The sequence below is a fragment of the Streptomyces sp. NPDC031132 genome, assembly GCF_055570595.1.
In genome coordinates this window covers 110,432-131,098 of record NZ_JBVIGX010000006.1, presented here as the reverse complement: position 1 = coordinate 131,098, position 20,667 = coordinate 110,432, and the positions used below count along the sequence as shown (strand labels likewise).

Sequence of the window (20,667 nt, the reverse complement as noted above, 5' to 3'; positions counted from 1 at the left end):
CGACAAGGGGGTGAAGGGAGCAGCTTCCGATTCGGCACACCAAGAAAAACGCGCGGGTCGCGTGGCCCGGCCCCGAGGGCCCAGAGGGCCCTCTCACCCCACCCCCTAGGGGTGTCCGCAAAGTCCTGCCTGGCCCGCGGCACGACTTTGCGCACCACTCCTGGTACTGACGACGAGGGCCGGCGGTCAGTGGCCGTTTCCGGGACGCGACTCCAGGAGCGTGAACACCGCGCCCTCCGGATCGGTGACCGTGGCCACCCTGCCGGTCAGCCCCTCGCGGGGCGGCTGGACGACGCGCCCGCCGAGCCGGTGGACCCGGGCCGCGGCCGTGTCGGCGTCCTTGACCTCGAAGTACGTCATCCAGTGCGGGCCCCGGTCGTGCGGGAGCGAGCGCCCGACCCCGTGCACGGCGGCGACCGGGCGCCCGTCCAGCAGCAGCGTCACGTAGTCGAAGTCGGCGGAGGACGTGCCGTGCGTCTCGGCCTCGTGGCCGAAGACGTGCTCGTAGAACTTGCCGACGGTCGAGGTGTCCTGGGTGACCAGCTCGCTCCAGACCGGCGTGCCGGGGACCCCGGGCCGGCGGGTCCCGATCTGCTCCTCGGCCTGCCAGAGCCCGAAGATCGCCCCCAGCGGGTCGGAGCAGATCGCCAGGCGCCCCGCGGCGCCCGCGTCCAGCGGGCCCACGGCCACCGTGCCGCCGCAGGAGCGGATCGTCTCGGCGGTCGAGTCCGCGTCGTCGGTGGCGAAGTACGTCGTCCAGGCCACCGGGAGATGCCGGTCCAACGGCATCTCCCCGATGCCGGCCACCTCCTGGCCGTCGAGCAGGGCGCGGACGTACGGGCCGAACGGCTGGGGGCCGGGCTCGTACTCCCAGCCGAACAGGTCGGTGTAGAAGGCCTCGGTGGTTCCGAGGCCGTGCACCATCAGACTCGACCAGCACGGTGTGCCGGGCGGGCGCCGCGTTGCTTCCGGTGCCTCGGTCATGTCAGCCGTCTCCTCCGTCGTCGCTCATCCCGGACCAGATGCTTCCACTCCGGCGGGTCCGGCGCGCCCCGACCGGCCGGGTTTCGCCGGAGCGGGGAGAGATGACCGGATCGGTGCGGCCTGTCGACGTCGGGCTTGCTACCCGGGCCGCGGAGCGGGGAGGAAGATGGGCCCCATGACTGCGAACTCCGCGACTTCCGCGATCCTCTCCGCGTCCGAACTGATGGACGAGCTGGCCGGTTCCCGGCCGCCGGTGCTGCTGGACATCCGCTGGCAGTTGGGCGGCCCGAACCTGCGGTCCGAGTACGAGGCCGGACACCTGCCGGGTGCGGCGTACGTGGACCTCGACCGCGAACTGGCAGGTCCGCCGGGGGCGGGCGGCCGGCACCCGCTGCCGCAGCCGGAGGAGTTCGGGGCGGTGATGCGCAGGGCCGGGGTCTCGGCGGACGTGCCGGTGGTCGTGTACGACGGGGGCCAGGGGTGGGCCGCCGCCCGGGCGTGGTGGCTGCTGCGCTGGACGGGTCACACGGACGTGCGGGTACTGGACGGGGGACTGGCCGCGTGGAGGGCGGCGGGCGGGCCGGTGACGGCTGACGCGGCGACCGCCGAGGAGGGCGATTTCAAGCCAAACCCGGGGGCGGTGGGGCTGCTGGACGCGGACGCCGCGGCGGCGCTCGCGCGGAGCGGGATCCTGCTGGACGCGCGGGCGGGGGAGCGGTACCGGGGCGAGGTCGAGCCGATCGACCGGGTCGGCGGCCACGTTCCGGGAGCGGTGTCGGCGCCGACGACGGAGAACGTGGCCGCCGACGGGCGGTTCCTGGCGCCGGACGCGCTGCGGGCGCGGTTCGCCGGGCTGGGCGTTTCGGCCGGGGCGCCGGTCGGCGTGTACTGCGGGTCGGGGGTCTCGGGAGCGCACGAGGTGCTGGCCCTCGAGGTGGCCGGGATTCCGGCCGCCCTGTACGCAGGCAGCTGGTCGGAATGGTCCTCGGACCCGACCCGCCCGGTAGCCACGGGCCCGGCCCCGCAGTAGCCACTCCAGCCCCGCCGGGCGGCCAAATCCAGCCTCGCCGGCGTTTGAGGCGCGAGGTCCGGGGCGGAGCCCCGGGAGGGCCGGGCGGAGCCCGGCACCGCTGGCGCAGCGCCGGCGCGGCCGGGCCGGGGTGGTTACTCCTGCTTCTTGCGGCGGGTCCCGAAGACGATCTCGTCCCAGCTCGGGACCGCCGCACGGCGGCCCGGGCGGACGCCGTCGGCTTCGGCCTGGCGGTCCGTGGTCCCGGTCAGGCGGTCCCGGTGGCCCGCCACCGTGCGCGGCATCAGGACGTCCGCGTACGCGGCACCGGCACCGGCGCTCGCCGACGCCGCCGGGGGCTCCTCCGCCTCCGGCTCCTCCGCCGGCGGCTCGGCGCGTTCCGGTACCACCAGGTCGCCGCGGAAGCTCGGAACCGCCTCCAGCAGGCTCGTCAGCGTGTCCCGTTCCTCCTCCGGCTCCGGGGCAGGGGCCGGGGAGACGGGCCGTTCCAACTGGCGGTCGAGCGCGCGGTCCAGTGGCCGGTCCCGCGGCAACCGCGCGATCCTCGGCACGAACGGAAAGCTCGGCTCCGGCGTCGCCGGCAGGTCGTCCGCCTCGCCGATCAGGGAGCGGGCCTCGTCGTCCACGGCCACGACCAGCCGGCGCGGCGGGTCGTACGTCCAGCTCGCCGAGTGCGGTTCGCCCGCGACCCGGTAGACCAGCAGGACCTCCCAGGTGCCGTCGTCGCGGCGCCAGGAGTCCCACTGCACGGACTCCTTCTCGGCCCCGCGCAGCGTGAGCCGCTCCTGCACGGCCTCGCCGAGCTGGGGTCCGGTGTTCTCGCCGGGACGACGTACGGGGGTCTTGCGGGCCCGCTCCGCCATGAACGCGCGCTCGGCCAGCACCGGGCCCTCGAAGCGGCGTACGCGGTCGACGGGGATGCCGGCGAGTTGAGCGACCTCCTCAGCGGAGGCACCGGCCCGTATGCGGGCCTGGATGTCGCGGGGGCGGAGGTGGCTCTCCACCTCGATCTCGATCTGGTTCAGGCGCGCGCGGTCGTTGCGCACGGCAGCCCGCAGCCGCTCGTCGATCGGAAGCGTGTACTCCGTGCTGTCCGCAGCCTTGAGCACCAGTCGTGTGCCGTCATTTGAGACGGCCACGACACGCAGTTCGGGCATGGGGACCTCCCGGGTGGTGCCTGCCGACGTCACGTGCGTCGCTGCTTCCGCTAGTCGAGTGTGGCCTGCCCGGGTGCAGCCTGCCACAACCTTGCCGAGTTCAACCGGCGTGTCGGGCATGCGCCCTTGATCGCCGTTATGGCACGGTTACCTGTTGGGCACACACAGTGACCGAACGATTACTGTGCGCAGCAGGAACCCGTGCAATGCCGCGGGATCACCGGTCTCGAGTGCCGTTTCTCCATCAGTCGGCCCCCTCTCCCGAGTCCGGACATCCGTAAGGAAGGACGGCCCCAGGGCTCGCCACAGTACTCCATTCGGGCCACCTGGGTGGACCGCCGCGCCGCCGAACTTGTCGTGGGCGGCGGGAGTTGGGCTGCCCTGAATCGGGCCGGACCTGCGACCGTGCCCGTTTTCGGGTGTCTTGCTTCACAGAATCCCCAGAAACGGAACCATCTGTTTCGCCCGGGGGTCAGTAACTGGTGAGAGCAGTGAAACGCGAGAGGTCGCGAGAGGCAGCACACGCAGGGGATGAGGATGGGTCAGAAGGCCGCGCCGGACGTCGAACCGGGGTCGAGGACGGAGGGGACGGGCGGGACGGAACGGAAGAAGCTCGATCTGAGCGCGGCCCAGATCGCCGGCTCTTCCCTCGCCACCGTCGCCGCGGCCCTGCTCGCCTCGAAGCTCGGCGTCTACGGGACCATCCTCGGCGCAGGCGTGGTGAGCGTGGTCGCCACCGCCGGCGGCCCCGTCATCCAGCACCTCTTCAGGCGCACCGGCGACCACCTGCGCGAAAGCGCCCGCCCTGGGAGGTGTCGTCAGGTCCCGCTGCCCCGCGAGCAGAAGGCGGCCGACGGCACCCTGCTGCTCCGCGCGGTCCCGTCCTCCGAGGAGTTCGGCGAGGCCACCGTGCACGGCACCCGCGTACGGGGCTGGAAGCGCACGGCGGTGGCCTCGGGCGCGGCGTTCGCCATCGCGCTCGGCGGACTCGGCGCGTACGAGGCCTTCTCCGGTACGGCGATCAGCCAGGGCGGCGGAACCATCTGGTCCGGCGGCACGCGCAAGGTGGACGACGAGCGGCCCGCCGGCCCCGGAAAGGAACCCGGCACCGGCAGGAAGGGCGGCGGAACCTCCGGGTCCGGCACCTCCCCGAGCCCTTCGGCTCCGCACGGGAGCCGGGGCCCGAGCACGAGCCCCGGCCCCGGGCCGTCGTCACCGGACTCCTCGGGATCCCCGGACTCCCCGGGCTCGGACTCCGGGCGCCCGGCGCCGAGTCCGAGTCCGCCGGCGCCGAGCCCGAAGCCCACCCCGACCCCGACGCCCACGCCCGTGCCCACCCCGAGCGGAAAGGGGCAGCCGGACTCCCCCTGAGCGCTGAGCGCTGAGCGGGGGCGGGGGCGGGGGCGGGGCTACTCGCCCAGCACCCGCCGCAGGTAGTCGTTGCCGAACAGCCGCTCCGGGTCCAGCCGGTCCCGCAGCGCGGTGAACTCCCCGAAACGCGGGTAGACGCGGGCGAAGTACTCTGCGTCCCGCGTGTGCACCTTGCCCCAGTGCGGCCGTCCGCCGTGCGCGGTGAAGATCCGCTCGGCGGCCGTGAAGTAGGCCTGGTACGGGGTGCCCTTGTACATGTGCACGGCGATGTACGCGGTCTCCCGCCCCGAGGCCGTCGACAGCGCGATGTCGTCCGCCGGGGCCGTCCGCACCTCCACCGGGAAGCTGATCCGCAGCCCGGAGCGGTCGACCGTCGTCTTGAGCTCCCGCAGCGCCTCGACGACCTGCTCGCGCGGAAGGGCGTACTCCATCTCCACGAAGCGCACCCGGCGCGGGCTGGTGAACACCTTGTACGGGATGTCCGTGTAGGTGCGCGCGGACAGGGCGCGGCTGGCGATCCGGGCGATGGAGGGGATGGTCGCCGGGACGGCGCGGCCCAGCGAGTTGACGGCCTGGAAGAGGCCGTTGGACAGCAGTTCGTCCTCGACCCAGGCGCTCACCGCCCCGGGCGGGGCGGCGGGGCCCTGACTGCGGTTGTTGCGCTTGGTGTTGCAGTTGCCGGTGTGCGGGAACCAGTAGAACTCGAAGTGCTCGTTCTCCGCGAAGTGCTGCTCGAACTCGGCGGTCACCCGGTCGAAGCCCATGGGCTCCTCACGGGCGGTCAGGAAGAAGATCGGCTCCACGGCGAACGTGATCGCCGTGACGATGCCGAGGGCTCCGATGCCGATCCGGGCGGCCGCGAAGACCTCCGGATTCTCCTTCTCGGAGCACGTGAGCAGCCGCCCGTCCGCCGTGACCAGCTCCAGGCCGCGGATCTGGGCGGCGATGGAGGCGGAGTCCCGGCCGGTGCCGTGGGTTCCGGTGCTGGTCGCGCCGGAGACCGTCTGCTCCATGATGTCGCCCATGTTCGTGAGCGACAGGCCCTCCCGGGCCAGGGCCTGGTTCAGGTCCTTGAGCACCGTGCCCGCCGCCACCGTCACGGTGCCGGCGGTCCGGTCGATCTCCCGGATCCCGGCCAGTGCCTGGGGGCGTACGAGCACCCCGTCGGTGGCGGCGGCCGCGGTGAAGGAGTGGCCGGTGCCGACCGCCTTCACCTTCAGCCCGTCCTCGGCGGCCCGGCGGACCGCCTCCTGAAGCTCCCCGACCGAGGCCGGGGTCACCACCCGGGCGGGTGCCGCCGTGACGTTGCCCGCCCAGTTATGCCACGCGCCCGCTGTCGCCGGCCCGCTTTTCCCTGCTGCTGTCGCCGTCCCCATCGCTAGAGGGCTCCTCCCCTTGCGCCGGCCTCGTCAGCCGGCGGTAACCCGCGAACGCCACCGCCGCCGCGGCGGTCCCCGCCGAGACCGAGACGACGAACCCGCGCTGGGCCCCGGCGGCGTCGATGACCAGACCGGTCACGGAGGAGCCGACCGCGATACCGACGGCGAGGCCGGTGGTGATCCACGTCATGCCCTCGGTGAGCTTCGCGCGTGGTACGTGCGCCTCGATCAGGGCCATGGTGGTGATCATCGTGGGAGCGATGGCGAGGCCCGAGACGAAGAGCGCCACGGCCAGAAACGGAAGGTTCCCGGCCAGTAGGAGGGGGATCATACTCACGGCCATCGCACAGATGCCCAGTACCCACCTGAGTTCGGTCCGGCCCTTGAGATGGAGCAGGCCGAAGACGATGCCGGCCAGACAGGATCCGGCCGCCCAGACGGCCAGGATGAAGCTGGCGGCGGACTTCTGGCCCTGCTCCTCGGCGAAGGCCAGGGTGGACACGTCGATGGACCCGAAGATGGCGCCGGTCGCCACGAACGTGGCCGCCAGCACCTGCAGGCCGGGGGAGCGCAGGGCGGAGGTCCGGTCGCCGTCCTGGCTGCGCGGGTGCGGCGGGGGCTCGGTGGAGCGCTGCGCGGTCAGCAGCCAGACGCCGACGAGCAGGCAGGCGGCCGCGATCACCGGTCCGGCTTCCGGGAACCAGGTGGTGGACAGCCCGATGGCGAGGATGGGGCCGAAGATGAAGCAGACCTCGTCCACCACGGACTCGAAGGAGTACGCGGTGTGCAGCTCGCGCGGGGCGTCGCGGTAGAGCACGGTCCAGCGGGCGCGGATCATCGAGCCGACGCTCGGCACGCAGCCCGCGACGGCCGCGAAGACGAAGAGGGTCCAGTCGGGGAGCCCGTTCGCCGCGGCCAGCACCAGGGCGATGACGGAGGCGACGCAGATCAGGGTCGCGGGACGCAGCACCCGCCGCTGCCCGTACTGGTCCACCAGCCGGGACACCTGCGGGCCGATGAAAGCGGCGGCCAGGGCCAGGGTGCCGGTGAGGGCGCTGGCCATCGCGTAGCGCCCGGTGATCTCGGAGATCATCGTGAGGATGCCGACGCCCACCATGGATATCGGCAGCCGGCCTATGAGGCCGGCGGCGCTGAAGGCCTTGGTGCCGGGCGCTGCGAAGATCGCGCGGTAGGGACTGGGCAAGGTCTCTCCGTAAGGGACGTCATTGGCCCATACAGGTTACGACCGCCGACAGGGCACCCGCACGGGGAAGAATCGAACACCAAAACTTAGGGTTACCTTACCTATGTCGCGATGCGGGACGCGTGGCCGGGCCGGTTCCCCGGCGCGGACGCCGGGTGGCAGGATTCGAACCATGTCAGACCAGCTCCGCGCCGCCGCCCCGCCTTCGGCCGAGGGCCTCGCCGGCCCCTACGACGCCCTCCTGCTGCTCTCCTTCGGCGGCCCCGAGGGGCCCGACGACGTCGTGCCGTTCCTGGAGAACGTCACGCGCGGACGCGGCATCCCGCGCGAGCGGCTCAAGGAGGTCGGGCAGCACTACTTCGGCTTCGGCGGGGTCAGCCCGATCAACGGGCAGAACCGCGAGCTGCTCGACGCGCTGCGCAAGGACTTCGCCGAGCACGGACTGGACCTGCCCGTGTACTGGGGCAACCGGAACTGGGCCCCGTACCTCACCGACGTGATGCGGGAGATGGCCGCCGACGGGCGCCGCCGGATCGCGGTGCTCGCGACCAGCGCGTACGCCTCGTACTCGGGCTGCCGCCAGTACCGCGAGAACCTCGCGGACGCGCTGGCGGCGCTGGCCGAGGAGGGCGTCGCCGAGCTGCCGAAGGTCGACAAGCTGCGGCACTACTTCAACCACCCCGGCTTCGTGCAGCCGATGATCGACGGGGTGCTCGCCGCGCTGGAGTCGCTGCCGCAGGAGGTGCGCGCCGGCGCGCACCTGGCCTTCACCACGCACTCGATCCCCACCGCGGCCGCGGACGCCTCCGGCCCGGTCGAGGAGCACACCGCCGGCGGCGAGGGCGGGGCGTACGTCAAGCAGCACCTGGACGTCGCGCAGGTGATCGCGGACGCGGTGCGGGCCGAGACGGGCACGGAGCTGCCCTGGGAGCTCGTCTACCAGTCGCGCAGCGGAGCCCCGCACATCCCGTGGCTGGAGCCGGACGTCTGCGACCACCTGGAGGCCCTGCACGGGGCCGGGGCGCCCGCGGTGGTGATGGTCCCGATCGGCTTCGTCTCGGACCACATGGAGGTCCTGTACGACCTCGACACGGAGGCCACGGCGAAGGCGGCGGAGCTCGGGCTCCCGGTCGCCCGCTCGGCGACGGTCGGGGCGGACCCGCGGTTCGCGGCGGCCGTCCGGGACCTGGTGCTGGAGCGCGCCGCCGCGGAGCGGGGCGAGCCGGTGGAGCGGTGCGCGCTCGGGCTGCTCGGGCCCAGCCATGACCTGTGCGCGGTGGGCTGCTGCCCGGCGCGCGGCCCCCGGCCGGCGGCCGCGGGCGCCGACAGCCCCTACGCCTAGGAAAGGGCGCGAAGCGTGATCTCCGAAGAGCTGAAGGCCGAACTGCTGGACGTGGGCCTGGACGCCGCCCGGCAGGCCGGGGAGCTGCTGCGGGACGGCAGGCCGGCCGATCTCGCGGTGGCGGCGACCAAGAGCAGCCCGATCGACGTGGTGACCGAGATGGACATCGCGGCGGAGAAACTGATCACCGGCGTCCTCGCGCGGCGGCGGCCCGAGGACGGGCTGCTGGGCGAGGAGGGCGCGGACAGCCCCGGGACGAGCGGGGTGCGGTGGGTCGTGGACCCGCTGGACGGCACCGTCAACTACCTGTACGGGCTGCCGAGCTGGAGCGTGTCGATCGCCGCCGAGTACGAGGGCAGGGCCGTCGTCGGCGTCGTGGCGGCCCCGATGCGCGGCGAGACGTACCACGCGGTGCTCGGCGGCGGGGCCTGGCTGGGGAAGGTCCGCCTGGCGTGCCGGGCGGCTGCCCCGCTGGACCAGGCGCTGGTCGCGACCGGGTTCGCGTACCTCCAGGCGCGCAAGGAGCAGCAGGCGGACGTCGCGCAGCGGGTGATCCCGAAGGTGCGGGACATCCGGCGGGGCGGATCGGCTGCGCTGGACCTCAGCGACGTGGCCGCCGGGCGGCTGGACGCGTACTACGAGCGGGGGCTCAACCCCTGGGACCTGGCCGCGGGCGAGCTGATCGCCCGGGAGGCCGGGGCGCTCACGGGCGGGCGGCCGGGCCGGCCGGCCTCGGGGGAGCTGGCGCTCGCCGCCACCCCGGCGGTGTTCGCGTCGCTTCAGCCGCTGCTGGAAGAGGCCGGGGCCTGGCACGACTGAAGGGCAGCGGCCCGGCATGAGGGAACCCCGGCTGCCGCGTGCGGTCGCCGGGGTTCGGGTCGGACTGGTGGGGTCAGGGAGGTGAGTCAGCAGGCGGAGACGGGGACTCCGTGCTCCGCGGCGAGGCGCTGGAGGTCTTCCAGTTCCGCCTGCTCCACTTCCACGAGGAAGTCGTCGCCCGTCTCACGGGCCTGATTGAGGTCCGACTGCGTGGCCCGGATGCGCTGCAGGAGACCCGCGCTGAATGCGTCCATGGTGGGTTCGCCCCCTCTTCGTGGGTCGGCGGCGGCACGTGGCAGTCCGCCGTCAGGGAGTGGTTGGGGTGTGGTGACGTCCTCCCCGGCACCCTGGGCCCAGAAACCTCGAGAGGCGAGGGAATCCACACTTCCGGCCCGCGCAGGCCCCCGAGGGACGCCTTACAGCCGGTTTACGGCTGAAACGTGCAGGATGGACGACGCAATACACGTGTGCCCTCAGGGCTCGATGGAAGGAAACGACGTGCGCGTACTCGTCGTCGAGGACGAGCAGCTGCTCGCCGATGCGGTGGCCACCGGGCTGCGCCGAGAGGCCATGGCCGTGGACGTCGTGTACGACGGCGCCGCGGCCCTGGAGCGCGTCGGGGTGAACGACTACGACGTGGTCGTCCTCGACCGGGACCTCCCGCTCGTGCACGGCGACGACGTCTGCCGGAAGATCGTCGAGCTCGGCATGCCCACCCGCGTGCTGATGCTGACGGCGTCCGGTGACGTGAGCGACCGCGTGGAGGGCCTGGAACTGGGCGCGGACGACTACCTGCCCAAGCCCTTCGCGTTCAGCGAGCTGACCGCCCGCGTGCGCGCCCTGGGGCGGCGCACCACCGTCGCCCTGCCCCCCGTACTGGAGCGGGCCGGCATCAAGCTGGACCCGAACCGGCGGGAGGTGTTCCGTGAGGGCAGGGAGGTACAGCTGGCGCCCAAGGAGTTCGCGGTGCTGGAGGTTCTCATGCGGAGCGAGGGGACCGTCGTCTCCGCCGAGCAGCTGCTGGAGAAGGCATGGGACGAGAACACCGACCCCTTCACGAACGTGGTGCGGGTGACGGTCATGACCCTGCGGCGCAAGCTCGGGGAGCCGCCGGTCATCGTGACCGTGCCTGGCTCCGGATACCGGATCTGACGCGGGTGGCGGCGACCCCGGCACCACCGACGGTGCCGCCGAGACCGACCTGGGACCCCGGCCAGCCCGAGGGTCCCTTCCCTTGGCTGCGACCGACCATCCGCATACGCCTCACGCTGCTGTACGGCGGGATGTTCCTGATCGCGGGCATCCTGCTGCTGTCGATCATCTACCTGCTGGCGGCCCAGGCGCTGCGCGAGGGCAACGGACTGCCGTTCAAGATCGTGGGCGGCACGGACATCCAGGTCACCAGCACCTGCCCCGGCGTGGTCGGCAAGGGCCAGATGTACGACCAGTTCAACGCCGCGATCAACACCTGCATCCTGGAGCAGCGCAGGCACGCCCTGGACGACCTGCTCAGCCGGTCGCTGATGGCCCTGCTCGGCCTCAGCATCATCGCTTTCGCCTTCGGCTACGCCATGGCCGGCCGGGTGCTCCTGCCGCTCGGCAAGATCACCCGGACCGCACGCCGGGTGGTCGGCTCCGACCTGACCCGGCGCATCGAGCTGGACGGGCCGGACGACGAGCTCAAGGAGCTCGCCGACACCTTCGACGAGATGCTCGACCGGCTGGAGCGGGCCTTCACGGCCCAGCAGCGGTTCGTCGCGAACGCCTCGCACGAGCTGCGCACCCCGCTGGCGATCAACCGGACGCTGCTGGAGGTCCACCTGTCGGATCCGGGTGCTCCGGTGGAGCTGCAGCAGCTGGGCAAGACGCTGCTGGCCACCAACGAGCGCAGCGAGCAGCTCGTCGAGGGCCTGCTGCTGCTGGCGCGCAGCGACAACCAGATAGTCGAGCGCAAGCCCGTGGACCTGGCGGAGGTCGCCTCGCAAGCCATCGACCAAGCGCGCGGGGAGGCGACGGTGAAGGGCGTGGAGATCCGCGGCGAGCGGGCTCCGGCCGTGGTCCAGGGCAACGGCGTCCTGCTGGAGCGGATCGCGCTCAACCTGGTGCAGAACGCCGTCCGGTACAACGTGCCGGAGGACGGCTGGGTCGAGGTCACCACGGAGTCCCAGCACGGCCAGGCGGTCCTCGTGGTCTCGAACACGGGTCCCGTGGTTCCCGCGTACGAGGTGGACAACCTCTTCGAGCCCTTCAGGCGGCTGCGTACGGAGCGCACGGGCAGTGACAAGGGTGTCGGGCTCGGCCTGTCGATCGCGCGCTCTGTGGCGCGCGCACACGGCGGGCGGATCTCGGCGGTGCCGCGCGAGGGCGGTGGCCTCGTGATGCGTGTCACTTTGCCCCTCTGAGCCGCCCCCCTGTTTGTTCGCTGTTGGCTGAATGATCGGAGGGTGGGGCGGTGGCGGCTGTGTGATCGATCACATTGTCGAGTGTTGGGTCATGTGCGTTCAGTGACCCCGAAGGGGGCCGGAAAGCCCGGGAAGTCCGGGTTTCCCGCCCCTCGAACGGCGGGAAATACACGGGGTGGCGTTTGTGCAAGACGGCCCCCGGACCGTGTACGGTCCCGGTCGTCATCCCAGCCAATCGCTCCTTCAGGTGTGCGGCTGGGTGTCGATTGAGTAACAGACCTTGATGTGAGGCAAAATCTCCGCCTCAGGTCGGGCACAAGTCCGGCCTCTCGCGCGTTACGTGCGCTGAGACACCGCTAAATCCCAGAGGGGGAGAGCGAAAAATGGCAACGGACTACGACACCCCACGCAAGACCGACGACGACGTCGACAACGACAGCATTGAAGAGCTGAAGGCCCGGCGCAACGAGAAGTCGTCCTCGAGCGTCGACGTCGACGACTTCGACGCGGCGGAGGGCATGGAGCTCCCCGGCGCGGACCTCTCCAACGAGGAACTGGCCGTCCGTGTTCTGCCCAAGCAGGCCGATGAGTTCACCTGCATGAGCTGCTTCCTGGTGCACCACCGCAGCCAGCTGGCACGAGAGAAGAACGGCCAGCCGATCTGCCGCGACTGCGACTGAGAGGCGTCGGCCGTGACCGGCTCGACACCGTTCCGGAAGCGACGCTTCCGGAAAGCTGGTGATCCGGCGGAGACGCAGGCGGGATCCACGGGCCCGGAAACGGGCCCAGGAGCCCCCGGCGCATCCGACGTGACCTCCGGCACCGCTGCGGCGGTGCCGTCGGCCACAGAGTCCGACGAGGCGGCCCGGCGCAGGTCCGGGGCTCGTCGGCTGCAAGCGGTCAAGAGTGGTGTGCGCAAGGGCGGCGAACATGCCAGGGCCGCCGTCCTGCACATTGCGGACCGCATCATCGAGAACGCACCGCGCGTTCCGGTTCGGGACCTCGCGACCCTGCGCGCGCAGTTCCCGGGCCTCGGTCCCGATCAGCTTGCCGACAAGCTGATCGCGGGCGCCTCGTACGGCACCTCCACCGTGGGTGCGGGCATCGGAGCCGCGGCCATGCTGCCGGTGCCGCCCGCGATGCCGGCCGAGCTGGCCGCCGAGGTCACCGGAGTCGCGATGATCGAGCTGAAGCTCATCGCGGAGCTCCACGAGGTGTACGGCCTGCGGGCCCCCGGGAACCTCAAGGAACGCAGCCTCGCCTACCTGACGTCGTGGACGGAGGAACGCGGGGTGGACCTGACGAAGCCGACGACGCTGAACATCGCGCTCGGCGGTCAGATGAAGCGCGAACTGCGCCAACAGATCCTGAAGCGGACATTCCGCAACCTGCCGAACCTGATGCCGTTCATGGTGGGCGCCGCCGTCGGCGCGGTCATGAACCGCCGGGACACCCGCAAACTCGCCGAGAAGGTCCGTACCGACCTGCGGAGCCGGGCGGTGGCGTGGGACGCGCTGCCGCAGCTCCCGCCCCTTGAGCAGCCCTCCGAGCCCCTTCCCGAGGCCCTTCCCGAGGGCACCAGGGCCGCCCTTGAAGGGCCTGCCGGCGACCCGCCCCCGATCTGACCCGCGGCCCGGCGCCGAATCCGGCGCCCGGCCCCGGCCCGATCAGCCCTCGGACGACCCCGATCAGCCCTTGGCCGACCGGATCGCCGACGCCAGGGCCTGCGGCTCGCGGGTGGAGACGTACGCGTACGGCGTCGGGTCCTCGGGGTCGGTGATCGGGATGCGCACCGCCGTCGGGACGTAGCTGCGCAGCAGCATGAACGCACGGGTGTCCGCCTTGTACGTGCGCCAGGCGCGCGCCTCCTCCGCGTCCAGCACCTCGGGCTCCCCCAGGGCCGCCACCGGGATCCGCGCCTCACCGGCCGCCAGCGCACCGTTCACCACGCGCACGCGCGCGGAGCCGTACGAACTCACCAGCATCCCCGCGAGCGCGGTGCCCCCGACCAGTCCGGCCAGCAGCGGCAGCGTGCCCAGCGGCAGCAGCATCAACGCGCACGCGAGACCGATGAGTACGGCGATGGCCCACCACGAGCCGGGGGCGGTCAGACGTTCGTCGTGGTGCGCGGGGGAGAGCTGCATGGCACCAAGCCTGCCACGAGGCGACCCACGGGTAGCGGCGCGGGTAAGGTCTGCGGCTGTGAGTGGACGAAACACAGCGTTGACGCCCCCGGCCGATGCCGCCGCGCCGGTCCGGCACCCCGATGCCCCGGCACCCGGCGAGCTGCTCGGCGCGCACTACGAGCACTGCTTCGGCTGTGGCGGGGGCCAGCCGCACGGACTCCACCTGGAGGCCCGTGCCGGTGAGGGCGTGCGCGTCACCGCCGAGTTCACCGTCAAGCCCGCCCATCAGGGCGCACCCGGCCTCGCCCACGGCGGCGTGCTGGCCACCGCGCTCGACGAGACGCTGGGCTCCCTGAACTGGCTGCTGCGCGTCATCGCGGTGACGGGACGGCTCGAGACGGACTTCGTACGGCCGGTGCCCGTCGACACCGTGCTGTACCTGGAGGCCGAGGTGACCGCCGTCGCCGGGCGCAAGATCTACTCCACCGCGGTCGGCCGGATAGGCGGGCCCGAGGGCCCGGTCGCCGTGCGCGCAGAAGCGCTCTTCATCGAGGTGAAGGTCGACCACTTCATCGACAACGGTCGGCCCGAGGAGATCCGGGCGGCGATGTCCGACCCGGACCAGGTCAGGCGCGCACGCGCCTTCGAGGTGAACCCCTGATGTCTGACAACAACCACGCGCCCGTCGACGTGCTGATCCGCCGCGTCGACCCCGAGGTGCCCCTCCCCGCGTACGGCCACCCCGGCGACGCCGGCTGCGACCTGGTGACCACCGAGGCGGCCGTGCTGGAGCCCGGCGAGCGCACCGTACTGCCCACCGGCGTGTCCATCGCCCTGCCCGACGGGTACGCGGCCTTCGTGCACCCGCGCTCGGGCCTGGCCGCACGCTGCGGGCTCGCGCTCGTGAATGCCCCGGGGACGGTGGATGCCGGGTACCGTGGGGAGATCAAGGTGATCGTGGTCAATCTCGACCCGCGCGAGAGCGTCCGGTTCGAGCGCTTCGACCGCATTGCCCAGCTGGTTGTCCAGAGGGTCGAGAAGGTGCGCTTCCACGAGGTGGCGGAACTTCCCGGCTCGGCCCGGGCCGAGGGGGGTTTCGGCTCCACCGGCGGTCATGCGGCCGTGGCCGGATCCGGCGCTGGTCAGCAGGGTGGGAATGGCTACGCTTCGGTCGTATCCGACCGGGAAGGACAGTGACGTGTTCGGACGTCGCAAGAAGAACGACTCCGCCAAGGACGGCGGCGCGGCCGAGCAGGTCGTGGACGGCGTGGCTGCCGATGAACAGGACGGCGGCGAGGAGCAGGACTCCGCGCCCCGCAGGGTGAATCTGCCGCCCGCCCCGCGGCCCGACGGCCCCTGGGACGTCTCCGAGGTGCCGGGTGCGCCGGAGGAGGGTCGCGTCGACCTGGGCGGCATTCTCGTACCGGGCGTCGAGGGCATGGAGCTGCGCGTCGAGGTCGCCGGTGACGCGATCGTCGCCGCGACGGTGGTCCTCGGCGACAGCGCCGTACAGCTGCAGGCCTTCGCGGCGCCCAAGAAGGAAGGCATCTGGGGCGAGGTCCGCGACGAGATCGCCACGGGCATCACCCAGCAGGGCGGCATCATCGACGAGGTCGAGGGTCCGCTGGGCTGGGAGCTGCGCGCCCAGGTGCCCGTACCCATGCCCGACGGCCAGACCGGCGCCCAGCTGGTCCGCTTCGTCGGCGTCGACGGCCCGCGCTGGTTCCTGCGGGGCGTCATCTCCGGCCAGGGCGCGGTGCGCCCCGAGTCGGCGGGCGTGCTCGAGCAGATCTTCCGGGAGACCGTCATCGTGCGCGGCGACGGCCCGATGGCTCCGCGCGACCCGATCGTGCTGAAGCTGCCGAACGACGCCCAGATGGTGCCGGACGGCGTGCAGACCGAGGACCAGGAGGGCTCCCGCTTCTCCGGTGGCATGGGCCAGCTGGAGCAGGGTCCGACGATCACCGAGGTCCGCTGACCCGGCGGATCCCCGGCTGATTTCCGCCGACGCCTGCTCGGCGACTGTTTCCGGCCGCGGGCCGTACTCCTTCAGGGGGTACGGCCCGCTGTCGTACCCGCGGGGTGTCAGGGATCCGTCAGGGATGGGCGGACAGCCGGGAAAAGTGCGTGATCGGCGGAAACGTCCCCGAGAATGGGCGCATGGGACGCGGCAAGCTACGGATCTACCTCGGCGCGGCACCCGGTGTGGGCAAGACGTACGCGATGCTCTCCGAGGGCCACCGCCGGGTGGAGCGGGGCGGCGACTGCGTCGTCGGCTTCGTCGAGCACCACGGGCGGCCGCGCACCGAGGTGATGCTGCACGGGCTCGAACAGGTGCCGCGGGGGGAGCTCGCGTACCGGGGCGCCGCCTTCACCGAGATGGACGTGGACGCCGTACTGGCGCGCCGGCCCGCGATCGCACTCGTGGACGAGCTCGCGCACACCAACGTGCCCGGCTCGCGCAACGCCAAGCGCTGGCAGGACGTCGAGGAGCTGCTGCAGGCGGGCATCGACGTCGTGTCCACGGTCAACATCCAGCACCTGGAGTCGCTCGGCGACGTGGTGGAGTCCATCACCGGCGTGCGGCAGCGCGAGACCGTGCCGGACGAGGTGGTGCGGCGGGCCGACCAGATCGAGCTCGTCGACATGTCCCCACAGGCGTTGCGCCGGCGGATGGCGCACGGGAACGTCTACCAGTCCGACAAGGTCGACGCGGCCCTGTCGAACTACTTCCGGCCCGGCAACCTCACCGCCCTGCGCGAGTTGGCGCTGCTGTGGGTGGCCGACCGTGCCGACGAGTACCTCCAGCAGTACCGGGGCGAGCACGGCATCCGCTCCACCTGGCAGGCCCGCGAGCGGATCGTCGTCGGGCTCACGGGCGGGCCCGAGGGCCGTACGCTCATCCGCCGCGCCTCCCGGATGGCCGCCAAGGGCTCCGGCAGCGAGATCCTGGCCGTCTACATCGCCCGCAGCGACGGGCTGACCGCGGCCTCGCCGAAGGAGCTCGCGGTCCAGCGGACGCTGGTCGAGGATCTTGGCGGAACGTTTCACCATGTCATCGGCGACGACATCCCCGACGCCCTGCTCGAATTCGCCCGCGGGGTCAACGCCACCCAGATCGTGCTCGGCTCCAGCCGCCGCAAGGCCTGGCAGTACGTCTTCGGCCCCGGCGTCGGGGCCACCGTGGCCCGCGACTCGGGGCCCGACCTCGACGTGCACATCGTCACGCACGAGGAGGTCGCCCGGGGCCGCGGCCTGCCCGTGGCCCGCTCGGCGGCCCGGCTCGGACGGACCCGGATCATCGCCGGCTGGGTCGTCGGGACGGTGCTCCCCGTCCTGCTGGCCGTGCTGCTCACGCACGTGAACGCCGACCCGGGCCTGGCCAACGAGATGCTGCTGTTCCTCTCGCTGACCGTGGCCGCCGCGCTGCTGGGCGGGCTCTGGCCGGCGCTGGCCTCGGCCGCCTTCGGCTCTCTGCTGCTGAACTACTTCTTCGCCCCGCCCGTGCACCGGTTCACCGTCTCCGACCCGAAGAACATCGTGGCCATCGCCGTCTTCTTCGGGGTGGCCGTCTCCGTGGCCTCGGTGGTGGACCTGGCCGCCCGGCGCACCCACCAGGCCGCCCGGCTGCGCGCCGAGTCCGAGATCCTCTCCTTCCTGGCCGGCAGCGTCCTGCGCGGCGAGACCACGCTGGACGCGCTGCTGGAGCGGGTGCGCGAGACCTTCGCCATGGAGTCCGTGGCCCTGCTGGAGCGCGCGAGCGACGTCGAGCCCTGGCAGCCGGCCGGCAGCGTCGGCCCGAGCCCGGTCGGCCGCCCCGAGGACGCCGATGTGGACATGCCCATCGGGGACCACATGGCCTTGGCCCTGACCGGCCGGGTGCTGCCCGCCGAGGACCGCCGCGTGCTCGGCGCCTTCGCCGCCCAGGCCGCCGTGGTCCTCGACCGGCAGCGGCTGGTCGGGGAGGCCGAGGAGGCCCGCCGGCTGGCGGAGGGCAACCGGATCCGGACCGCGCTGCTGGCCGCCGTCAGCCATGACCTCCGTACGCCGCTGGCCTCCATCAAGGCCTCCGTGTCGTCCTTGCGCTCCGACGACGTGGACTGGTCCGAGGAAGACCGGGCCGAACTCCTCGAGGGCATCGAGGACGGCGCCGACCGGCTCGACCACCTGGTGGGCAACCTGCTCGACATGTCCCGGCTCCAGACCGGCACCGTGACCCCGCTGATCCGGGAGATCGACCTCGACGAGGTGGTCCCGATGGCGCTGGGCGGCGTACCGGAGGACAGCGTGGCGCTGGACGTCCCGGAGACGCTGCCGATGGTGGCGGTCGACCCGGGGCTGCTGGAGCGGACCGTCGCCAACGTGGTGGAGAACGCCGTCAAGTACAGCCCGGCGGGGGAGCCGGTGGTGGTCGCGGCCAGCTTCCTCGGCGACCGGGTCGAGGTACGCGTCGTGGACCGCGGACCCGGGGTGCCCGACGAGGCCAAGGACCGGATCTTCGCCCCCTTCCAGCGGCACGGGGACGCCCCGCGCGGTGCCGGGGTGGGCCTCGGGCTCGCGGTGGCCCGGGGCTTCGCCGAGGCCATGGACGGCACCCTGGCGGCCGAGGACACCCCGGGCGGCGGCCTCACGATGGTGCTGACGCTGCGGGCCGCGACGCGCGACAGTGGACCGGCACACGCCACGGCGGACGACGGAGCGCGCGCCACCGCCCCGGAGACGGCCGGCGACACCCCGGACACCCCGGGCGCATTCGACCTCGTGGACCTCGACCCGATACGACAGAAAGCAGGACCCCAATGACCCGGGTGCTCGTGGTGGACGACGAGCCGCAGATCGTCCGAGCCCTCGTGATCAATCTGAAGGCACGCAAGTACGAGGTCGACGCCGCAGCGGACGGGGCCGGCGCCCTGGAGCTCGCGGCCGCCCGCCACCCCGACGTGGTCGTCCTCGACCTGGGCCTGCCCGACATGGACGGCGTCGAGGTGATCAAGGGCCTGCGCGGCTGGACCCGGGTGCCGATCCTGGTCCTCTCGGCCCGGCACAGCTCCGACGAGAAGGTCGAGGCCCTGGACGCGGGCGCGGACGACTACGTCACCAAGCCCTTCGGCATGGACGAGCTGCTGGCGCGGCTGCGCGCCGCCGTCCGCCGGGCCGAGCCGTCCCCGGGCGCCGGCGGGGACGAGGTGATCGTGGAGACCGACGGCTTCACGGTGGACCTGGCCGCGAAGAAGGCCGTGCGCGAAGGGCGCGACGTACGGCTCACGCCCACCGAATGGCACCTGCTCGAGGTGCTGGTCCGCAACGGCGGCAAGCTGGTCAGCCAGAAACAGCTGCTGCAGGAGGTCTGGGGGCCCTCGTACGGCACGGAGACCAACTACCTCCGGGTCTACATGGCGCAGTTGCGCCGCAAACTGGAGGCGGACCCCTCGCACCCGCGGCACTTCATCACGGAGCCGGGCATGGGATACCGCTTCGAGAGGTAGCGGGGGCGCCGGTACGCTTCCTGTATGAGTGCTGAACCGCGTCCCGAGAAGTCCGCCAAGCCGGTCAGGCCGGCGGGCCGGTTCCGGCGGATGATAGAGCGGCTGTCCACCTCGCAGGAGGAGCTGCATTCGGCGGAACTGCAGGAGGACGCAGAAGCCGCGGGGTGCACGCGGATCTGCGACTGCCACGACCGCCAGATAGTCAAGGTGACGGGAACCCTGCGTACCGTCACCCTTCGGCCGCGCGCGGGGGTGCCCGCCCTGGAGGCGGAGCTCTTCGACGGCTCGGCCGGGCTGGACGTGGTCTGGCTCGGGCGTCGCTCGATCGTGGGAATCGAGCCCGGCCGGCGCATGATCGCCTCCGGGCGGATCTCGATGAGCCACGGCCGCCGGGTCCTCTTCAACCCGAAGTACGAACTCCGACCGCTCGGACAGGAGCACTGACCGGTGACGTCATTCGACAAACCGACCACCCCGGACCCTGTGGGTGGGCCCTCCCCGGATCCGGCCTCCGACCAGAAGGCCGTGACCCAGGCGGCGCTCTTCGACGCCTTCGGCGGCGTCCGGGGCACCGTGGAGACGATGCTCCCCGGGCTGCTCTTCGTGATGATCTACACGGTCAACAAGGACGTGAAGATGTCCGCGATCGCGGCGGGCGCGGTCGCGGTCCTGCTCGTGATCGTGCGGCTGCTGCGCAAGGACACCGTGAAGCACGCCTTCAGCGGCGTCTTCGGCGTGGGGGTCGGCGTGGCCTTCGCCCTGTTCACGGGTACCGCCAAGGGCTTCTACCTGCCCGGCATGATCTACGGCGCCGGGCTGGGCGTGGCCTTCACGCTGTCCGCGCTCGTCGGGTTCCCGCTGCTGGGCGTGATCCTGGGCCCGGTGTTCAAGGAGAACCTGTCCTGGCGCACCCGCAACCCCGGGCGCAAGAAGGCGTACACGAAGGCCAGCCTGGCCTGGGGCGTCATCTTCCTCGCCAAGTACGCGATCCTCTTCCCGCTGTACTGGTGGGGGGACGCGACGCAGCTGGGCTGGGTGCTCATCGCGCTGAAGCTGCCCCCCATGGTGCTCGCGGTGTACTTCACGTGGGTGTTCCTGGCGAAGGCGCCGCCGCCGATCGACGTGATCGCGGAGTGGGAGGCCAAGGACGCGGCCGCCGAGGCCGCCAAGGCCGCTGCCGCCCGGGAACACGGGGCCTGACCGCGCCCCGTCCGCTACCGGATTCCTCCCGGCCGTGACGCGAAAGGGGCGGGGCGACCACCCGACGGGCGTGTCCCCACCCTCCCTCCCCCATCTCGAGGGGGCCCCTCCGCAAGGGGGGGGCGGTCCGTCCTCCTTTTTCCGCGAGCCGCGGGGCCTTTGGTTCC

The 20,667-nt window shown here is 72.3% G+C and carries 21 protein-coding genes; 15 read left to right on the top strand and 6 right to left on the bottom strand.

What is annotated here, in order from left to right; translation table 11 throughout:
* Positions 1-186 precede the first annotated feature (186 nt).
* Complete coding sequence (locus ACZ49B_RS11715) at positions 187-984, bottom strand: VOC family protein (protein WP_468303680.1); 798 nt, start codon at positions 982-984, stop codon at positions 187-189.
* A 175-nt stretch (positions 985-1,159) separates the two neighbouring features.
* Between ACZ49B_RS11715 and ACZ49B_RS11710 the strand changes: the two genes are divergently transcribed.
* Complete coding sequence (locus ACZ49B_RS11710; protein WP_468303677.1) at positions 1,160-2,014, top strand: sulfurtransferase; 855 nt, start codon at positions 1,160-1,162, stop codon at positions 2,012-2,014.
* Between the two features lie 134 nt (positions 2,015-2,148).
* Here ACZ49B_RS11710 and sepH read toward each other — a convergent pair whose 3' ends face one another.
* Entirely contained in the window at positions 2,149-3,171 is a 1,023-nt protein-coding gene (sepH, locus tag ACZ49B_RS11705; RefSeq protein WP_468303675.1) for a septation protein SepH, read from the bottom strand.
* Between the two features lie 537 nt (positions 3,172-3,708).
* Here sepH and ACZ49B_RS11700 point away from each other — a divergent pair.
* Complete coding sequence (locus tag ACZ49B_RS11700; protein ID WP_468303672.1) at positions 3,709-4,542, top strand: hypothetical protein; 834 nt, start codon at positions 3,709-3,711, stop codon at positions 4,540-4,542.
* Between the two features lie 38 nt (positions 4,543-4,580).
* Here the strand turns inward: ACZ49B_RS11700 and ACZ49B_RS11695 are convergent, their stop codons facing one another.
* Together ACZ49B_RS11695 and ACZ49B_RS11690 are read right to left on the bottom strand one after the other, a co-directional pair.
* On the bottom strand, positions 4,581-5,918 hold the full coding sequence (locus ACZ49B_RS11695; RefSeq protein WP_468303669.1) for a D-arabinono-1,4-lactone oxidase: 1,338 nt from the start codon (positions 5,916-5,918) through the stop codon (positions 4,581-4,583).
* Complete coding sequence (locus tag ACZ49B_RS11690) at positions 5,860-7,125, bottom strand: MFS transporter (RefSeq protein WP_468303667.1); 1,266 nt, start codon at positions 7,123-7,125, stop codon at positions 5,860-5,862. The genes ACZ49B_RS11695 and ACZ49B_RS11690 overlap by 59 nt, the downstream gene beginning before the upstream one ends.
* A gap of 172 nt (positions 7,126-7,297) precedes the next feature.
* On the opposite strand from ACZ49B_RS11690, the gene ACZ49B_RS11685 reads away from it, so the two are divergent.
* The gene (locus tag ACZ49B_RS11685) at positions 7,298-8,467 is read left to right on the top strand and encodes a ferrochelatase (protein ID WP_468303665.1); all 1,170 of its coding nucleotides are present in this window, start codon (positions 7,298-7,300) and stop codon (positions 8,465-8,467) included.
* 15 nt (positions 8,468-8,482) lie between these two features.
* Positions 8,483-9,286 (top strand): inositol monophosphatase family protein, encoded by an 804-nt coding sequence (locus ACZ49B_RS11680; protein WP_468303663.1) that lies wholly within the window; start codon positions 8,483-8,485, stop codon positions 9,284-9,286.
* A gap of 86 nt (positions 9,287-9,372) precedes the next feature.
* Here ACZ49B_RS11680 and ACZ49B_RS11675 read toward each other — a convergent pair whose 3' ends face one another.
* Positions 9,373-9,540, bottom strand: a complete 168-nt coding sequence (locus tag ACZ49B_RS11675; RefSeq protein ID WP_468303661.1) for a hypothetical protein — start codon at positions 9,538-9,540, stop codon at positions 9,373-9,375.
* Positions 9,541-9,784: 244 nt separating this feature from the next.
* On the opposite strand from ACZ49B_RS11675, the gene ACZ49B_RS11670 reads away from it, so the two are divergent.
* From ACZ49B_RS11670 to ACZ49B_RS11655, 4 genes are all read left to right on the top strand, one after another.
* The gene (locus tag ACZ49B_RS11670; protein ID WP_030154340.1) at positions 9,785-10,438 is read left to right on the top strand and encodes a response regulator transcription factor; all 654 of its coding nucleotides are present in this window, start codon (positions 9,785-9,787) and stop codon (positions 10,436-10,438) included.
* A 5-nt stretch (positions 10,439-10,443) separates the two neighbouring features.
* On the top strand, positions 10,444-11,688 hold the full coding sequence (locus tag ACZ49B_RS11665) for a sensor histidine kinase (protein ID WP_468303658.1): 1,245 nt from the start codon (positions 10,444-10,446) through the stop codon (positions 11,686-11,688).
* 383 nt (positions 11,689-12,071) lie between these two features.
* The gene (locus ACZ49B_RS11660) at positions 12,072-12,368 is read left to right on the top strand and encodes a DUF4193 domain-containing protein (protein ID WP_030154344.1); all 297 of its coding nucleotides are present in this window, start codon (positions 12,072-12,074) and stop codon (positions 12,366-12,368) included.
* A gap of 12 nt (positions 12,369-12,380) precedes the next feature.
* Positions 12,381-13,313 carry a hypothetical protein gene (locus ACZ49B_RS11655; RefSeq protein WP_468303656.1) on the top strand — a complete coding sequence of 311 codons (933 nt, stop codon included), beginning with the start codon at positions 12,381-12,383 and terminating at the stop codon, positions 13,311-13,313.
* Between the two features lie 63 nt (positions 13,314-13,376).
* Here ACZ49B_RS11655 and ACZ49B_RS11650 read toward each other — a convergent pair whose 3' ends face one another.
* Positions 13,377-13,832 carry a DUF3093 domain-containing protein gene (locus ACZ49B_RS11650; protein ID WP_468303653.1) on the bottom strand — a complete coding sequence of 152 codons (456 nt, stop codon included), beginning with the start codon at positions 13,830-13,832 and terminating at the stop codon, positions 13,377-13,379.
* A gap of 58 nt (positions 13,833-13,890) precedes the next feature.
* Here ACZ49B_RS11650 and ACZ49B_RS11645 point away from each other — a divergent pair, with 58 nt between their 5' ends.
* The 7 genes from ACZ49B_RS11645 (at position 13,891) to ACZ49B_RS11615 (ending at position 20,500) form a co-directional block, all read left to right on the top strand.
* Positions 13,891-14,475, top strand: coding sequence for a PaaI family thioesterase (locus ACZ49B_RS11645; protein ID WP_468303651.1), 585 nt, complete (start codon positions 13,891-13,893; stop codon positions 14,473-14,475).
* Positions 14,475-15,011 (top strand): dUTP diphosphatase, encoded by a 537-nt coding sequence (gene dut / locus ACZ49B_RS11640; RefSeq protein WP_383509285.1) that lies wholly within the window; start codon positions 14,475-14,477, stop codon positions 15,009-15,011. Before ACZ49B_RS11645 ends, dut begins: the two co-directional genes overlap by 1 nt.
* 1 nt (position 15,012) lies before the next feature.
* A complete protein-coding gene (locus tag ACZ49B_RS11635; protein WP_266633985.1) occupies positions 15,013-15,792 on the top strand; it encodes a DUF3710 domain-containing protein in 780 nt (259 codons plus the stop codon).
* Between the two features lie 182 nt (positions 15,793-15,974).
* A complete protein-coding gene (locus tag ACZ49B_RS11630) occupies positions 15,975-18,617 on the top strand; it encodes a DUF4118 domain-containing protein (RefSeq protein ID WP_468303646.1) in 2,643 nt (880 codons plus the stop codon).
* The gene (locus ACZ49B_RS11625; protein WP_468303644.1) at positions 18,614-19,300 is read left to right on the top strand and encodes a response regulator; all 687 of its coding nucleotides are present in this window, start codon (positions 18,614-18,616) and stop codon (positions 19,298-19,300) included. The genes ACZ49B_RS11630 and ACZ49B_RS11625 overlap by 4 nt, the downstream gene beginning before the upstream one ends.
* Before the next feature lie 24 nt (positions 19,301-19,324).
* Positions 19,325-19,744 carry an OB-fold nucleic acid binding domain-containing protein gene (locus ACZ49B_RS11620; RefSeq protein WP_266662853.1) on the top strand — a complete coding sequence of 140 codons (420 nt, stop codon included), beginning with the start codon at positions 19,325-19,327 and terminating at the stop codon, positions 19,742-19,744.
* A 3-nt stretch (positions 19,745-19,747) separates the two neighbouring features.
* Positions 19,748-20,500 carry a DUF3159 domain-containing protein gene (locus tag ACZ49B_RS11615; protein WP_468303641.1) on the top strand — a complete coding sequence of 251 codons (753 nt, stop codon included), beginning with the start codon at positions 19,748-19,750 and terminating at the stop codon, positions 20,498-20,500.
* Positions 20,501-20,667 lie beyond the last annotated feature (167 nt).

Bases quoted from the DNA above. Each gene is read 5' to 3' on its own strand.
- ACZ49B_RS11715 (WP_468303680.1), bottom strand. From the start codon at position 984: ATGACCGAGGCACCGGAAGCAACGCGGCGCCCGCCCGGCACACCGTGC.
- ACZ49B_RS11710 (WP_468303677.1), top strand. From the start codon at position 1,160: ATGACTGCGAACTCCGCGACTTCCGCGATCCTCTCCGCGTCCGAACTG.
- sepH (WP_468303675.1), bottom strand. From the start codon at position 3,171: ATGCCCGAACTGCGTGTCGTGGCCGTCTCAAATGACGGCACACGACTG.
- ACZ49B_RS11700 (WP_468303672.1), top strand. From the start codon at position 3,709: ATGGGTCAGAAGGCCGCGCCGGACGTCGAACCGGGGTCGAGGACGGAG.
- ACZ49B_RS11695 (WP_468303669.1), bottom strand. From the start codon at position 5,918: ATGGGGACGGCGACAGCAGCAGGGAAAAGCGGGCCGGCGACAGCGGGC.
- ACZ49B_RS11685 (WP_468303665.1), top strand. From the start codon at position 7,298: ATGTCAGACCAGCTCCGCGCCGCCGCCCCGCCTTCGGCCGAGGGCCTC.
- ACZ49B_RS11675 (WP_468303661.1), bottom strand. From the start codon at position 9,540: ATGGACGCATTCAGCGCGGGTCTCCTGCAGCGCATCCGGGCCACGCAG.
- ACZ49B_RS11660 (WP_030154344.1), top strand. From the start codon at position 12,072: ATGGCAACGGACTACGACACCCCACGCAAGACCGACGACGACGTCGAC.
- ACZ49B_RS11650 (WP_468303653.1), bottom strand. From the start codon at position 13,832: ATGCAGCTCTCCCCCGCGCACCACGACGAACGTCTGACCGCCCCCGGC.
- dut (WP_383509285.1), top strand. From the start codon at position 14,475: ATGTCTGACAACAACCACGCGCCCGTCGACGTGCTGATCCGCCGCGTC.
- ACZ49B_RS11630 (WP_468303646.1), top strand. From the start codon at position 15,975: ATGGGACGCGGCAAGCTACGGATCTACCTCGGCGCGGCACCCGGTGTG.
- ACZ49B_RS11625 (WP_468303644.1), top strand. From the start codon at position 18,614: ATGACCCGGGTGCTCGTGGTGGACGACGAGCCGCAGATCGTCCGAGCC.
- ACZ49B_RS11620 (WP_266662853.1), top strand. From the start codon at position 19,325: ATGAGTGCTGAACCGCGTCCCGAGAAGTCCGCCAAGCCGGTCAGGCCG.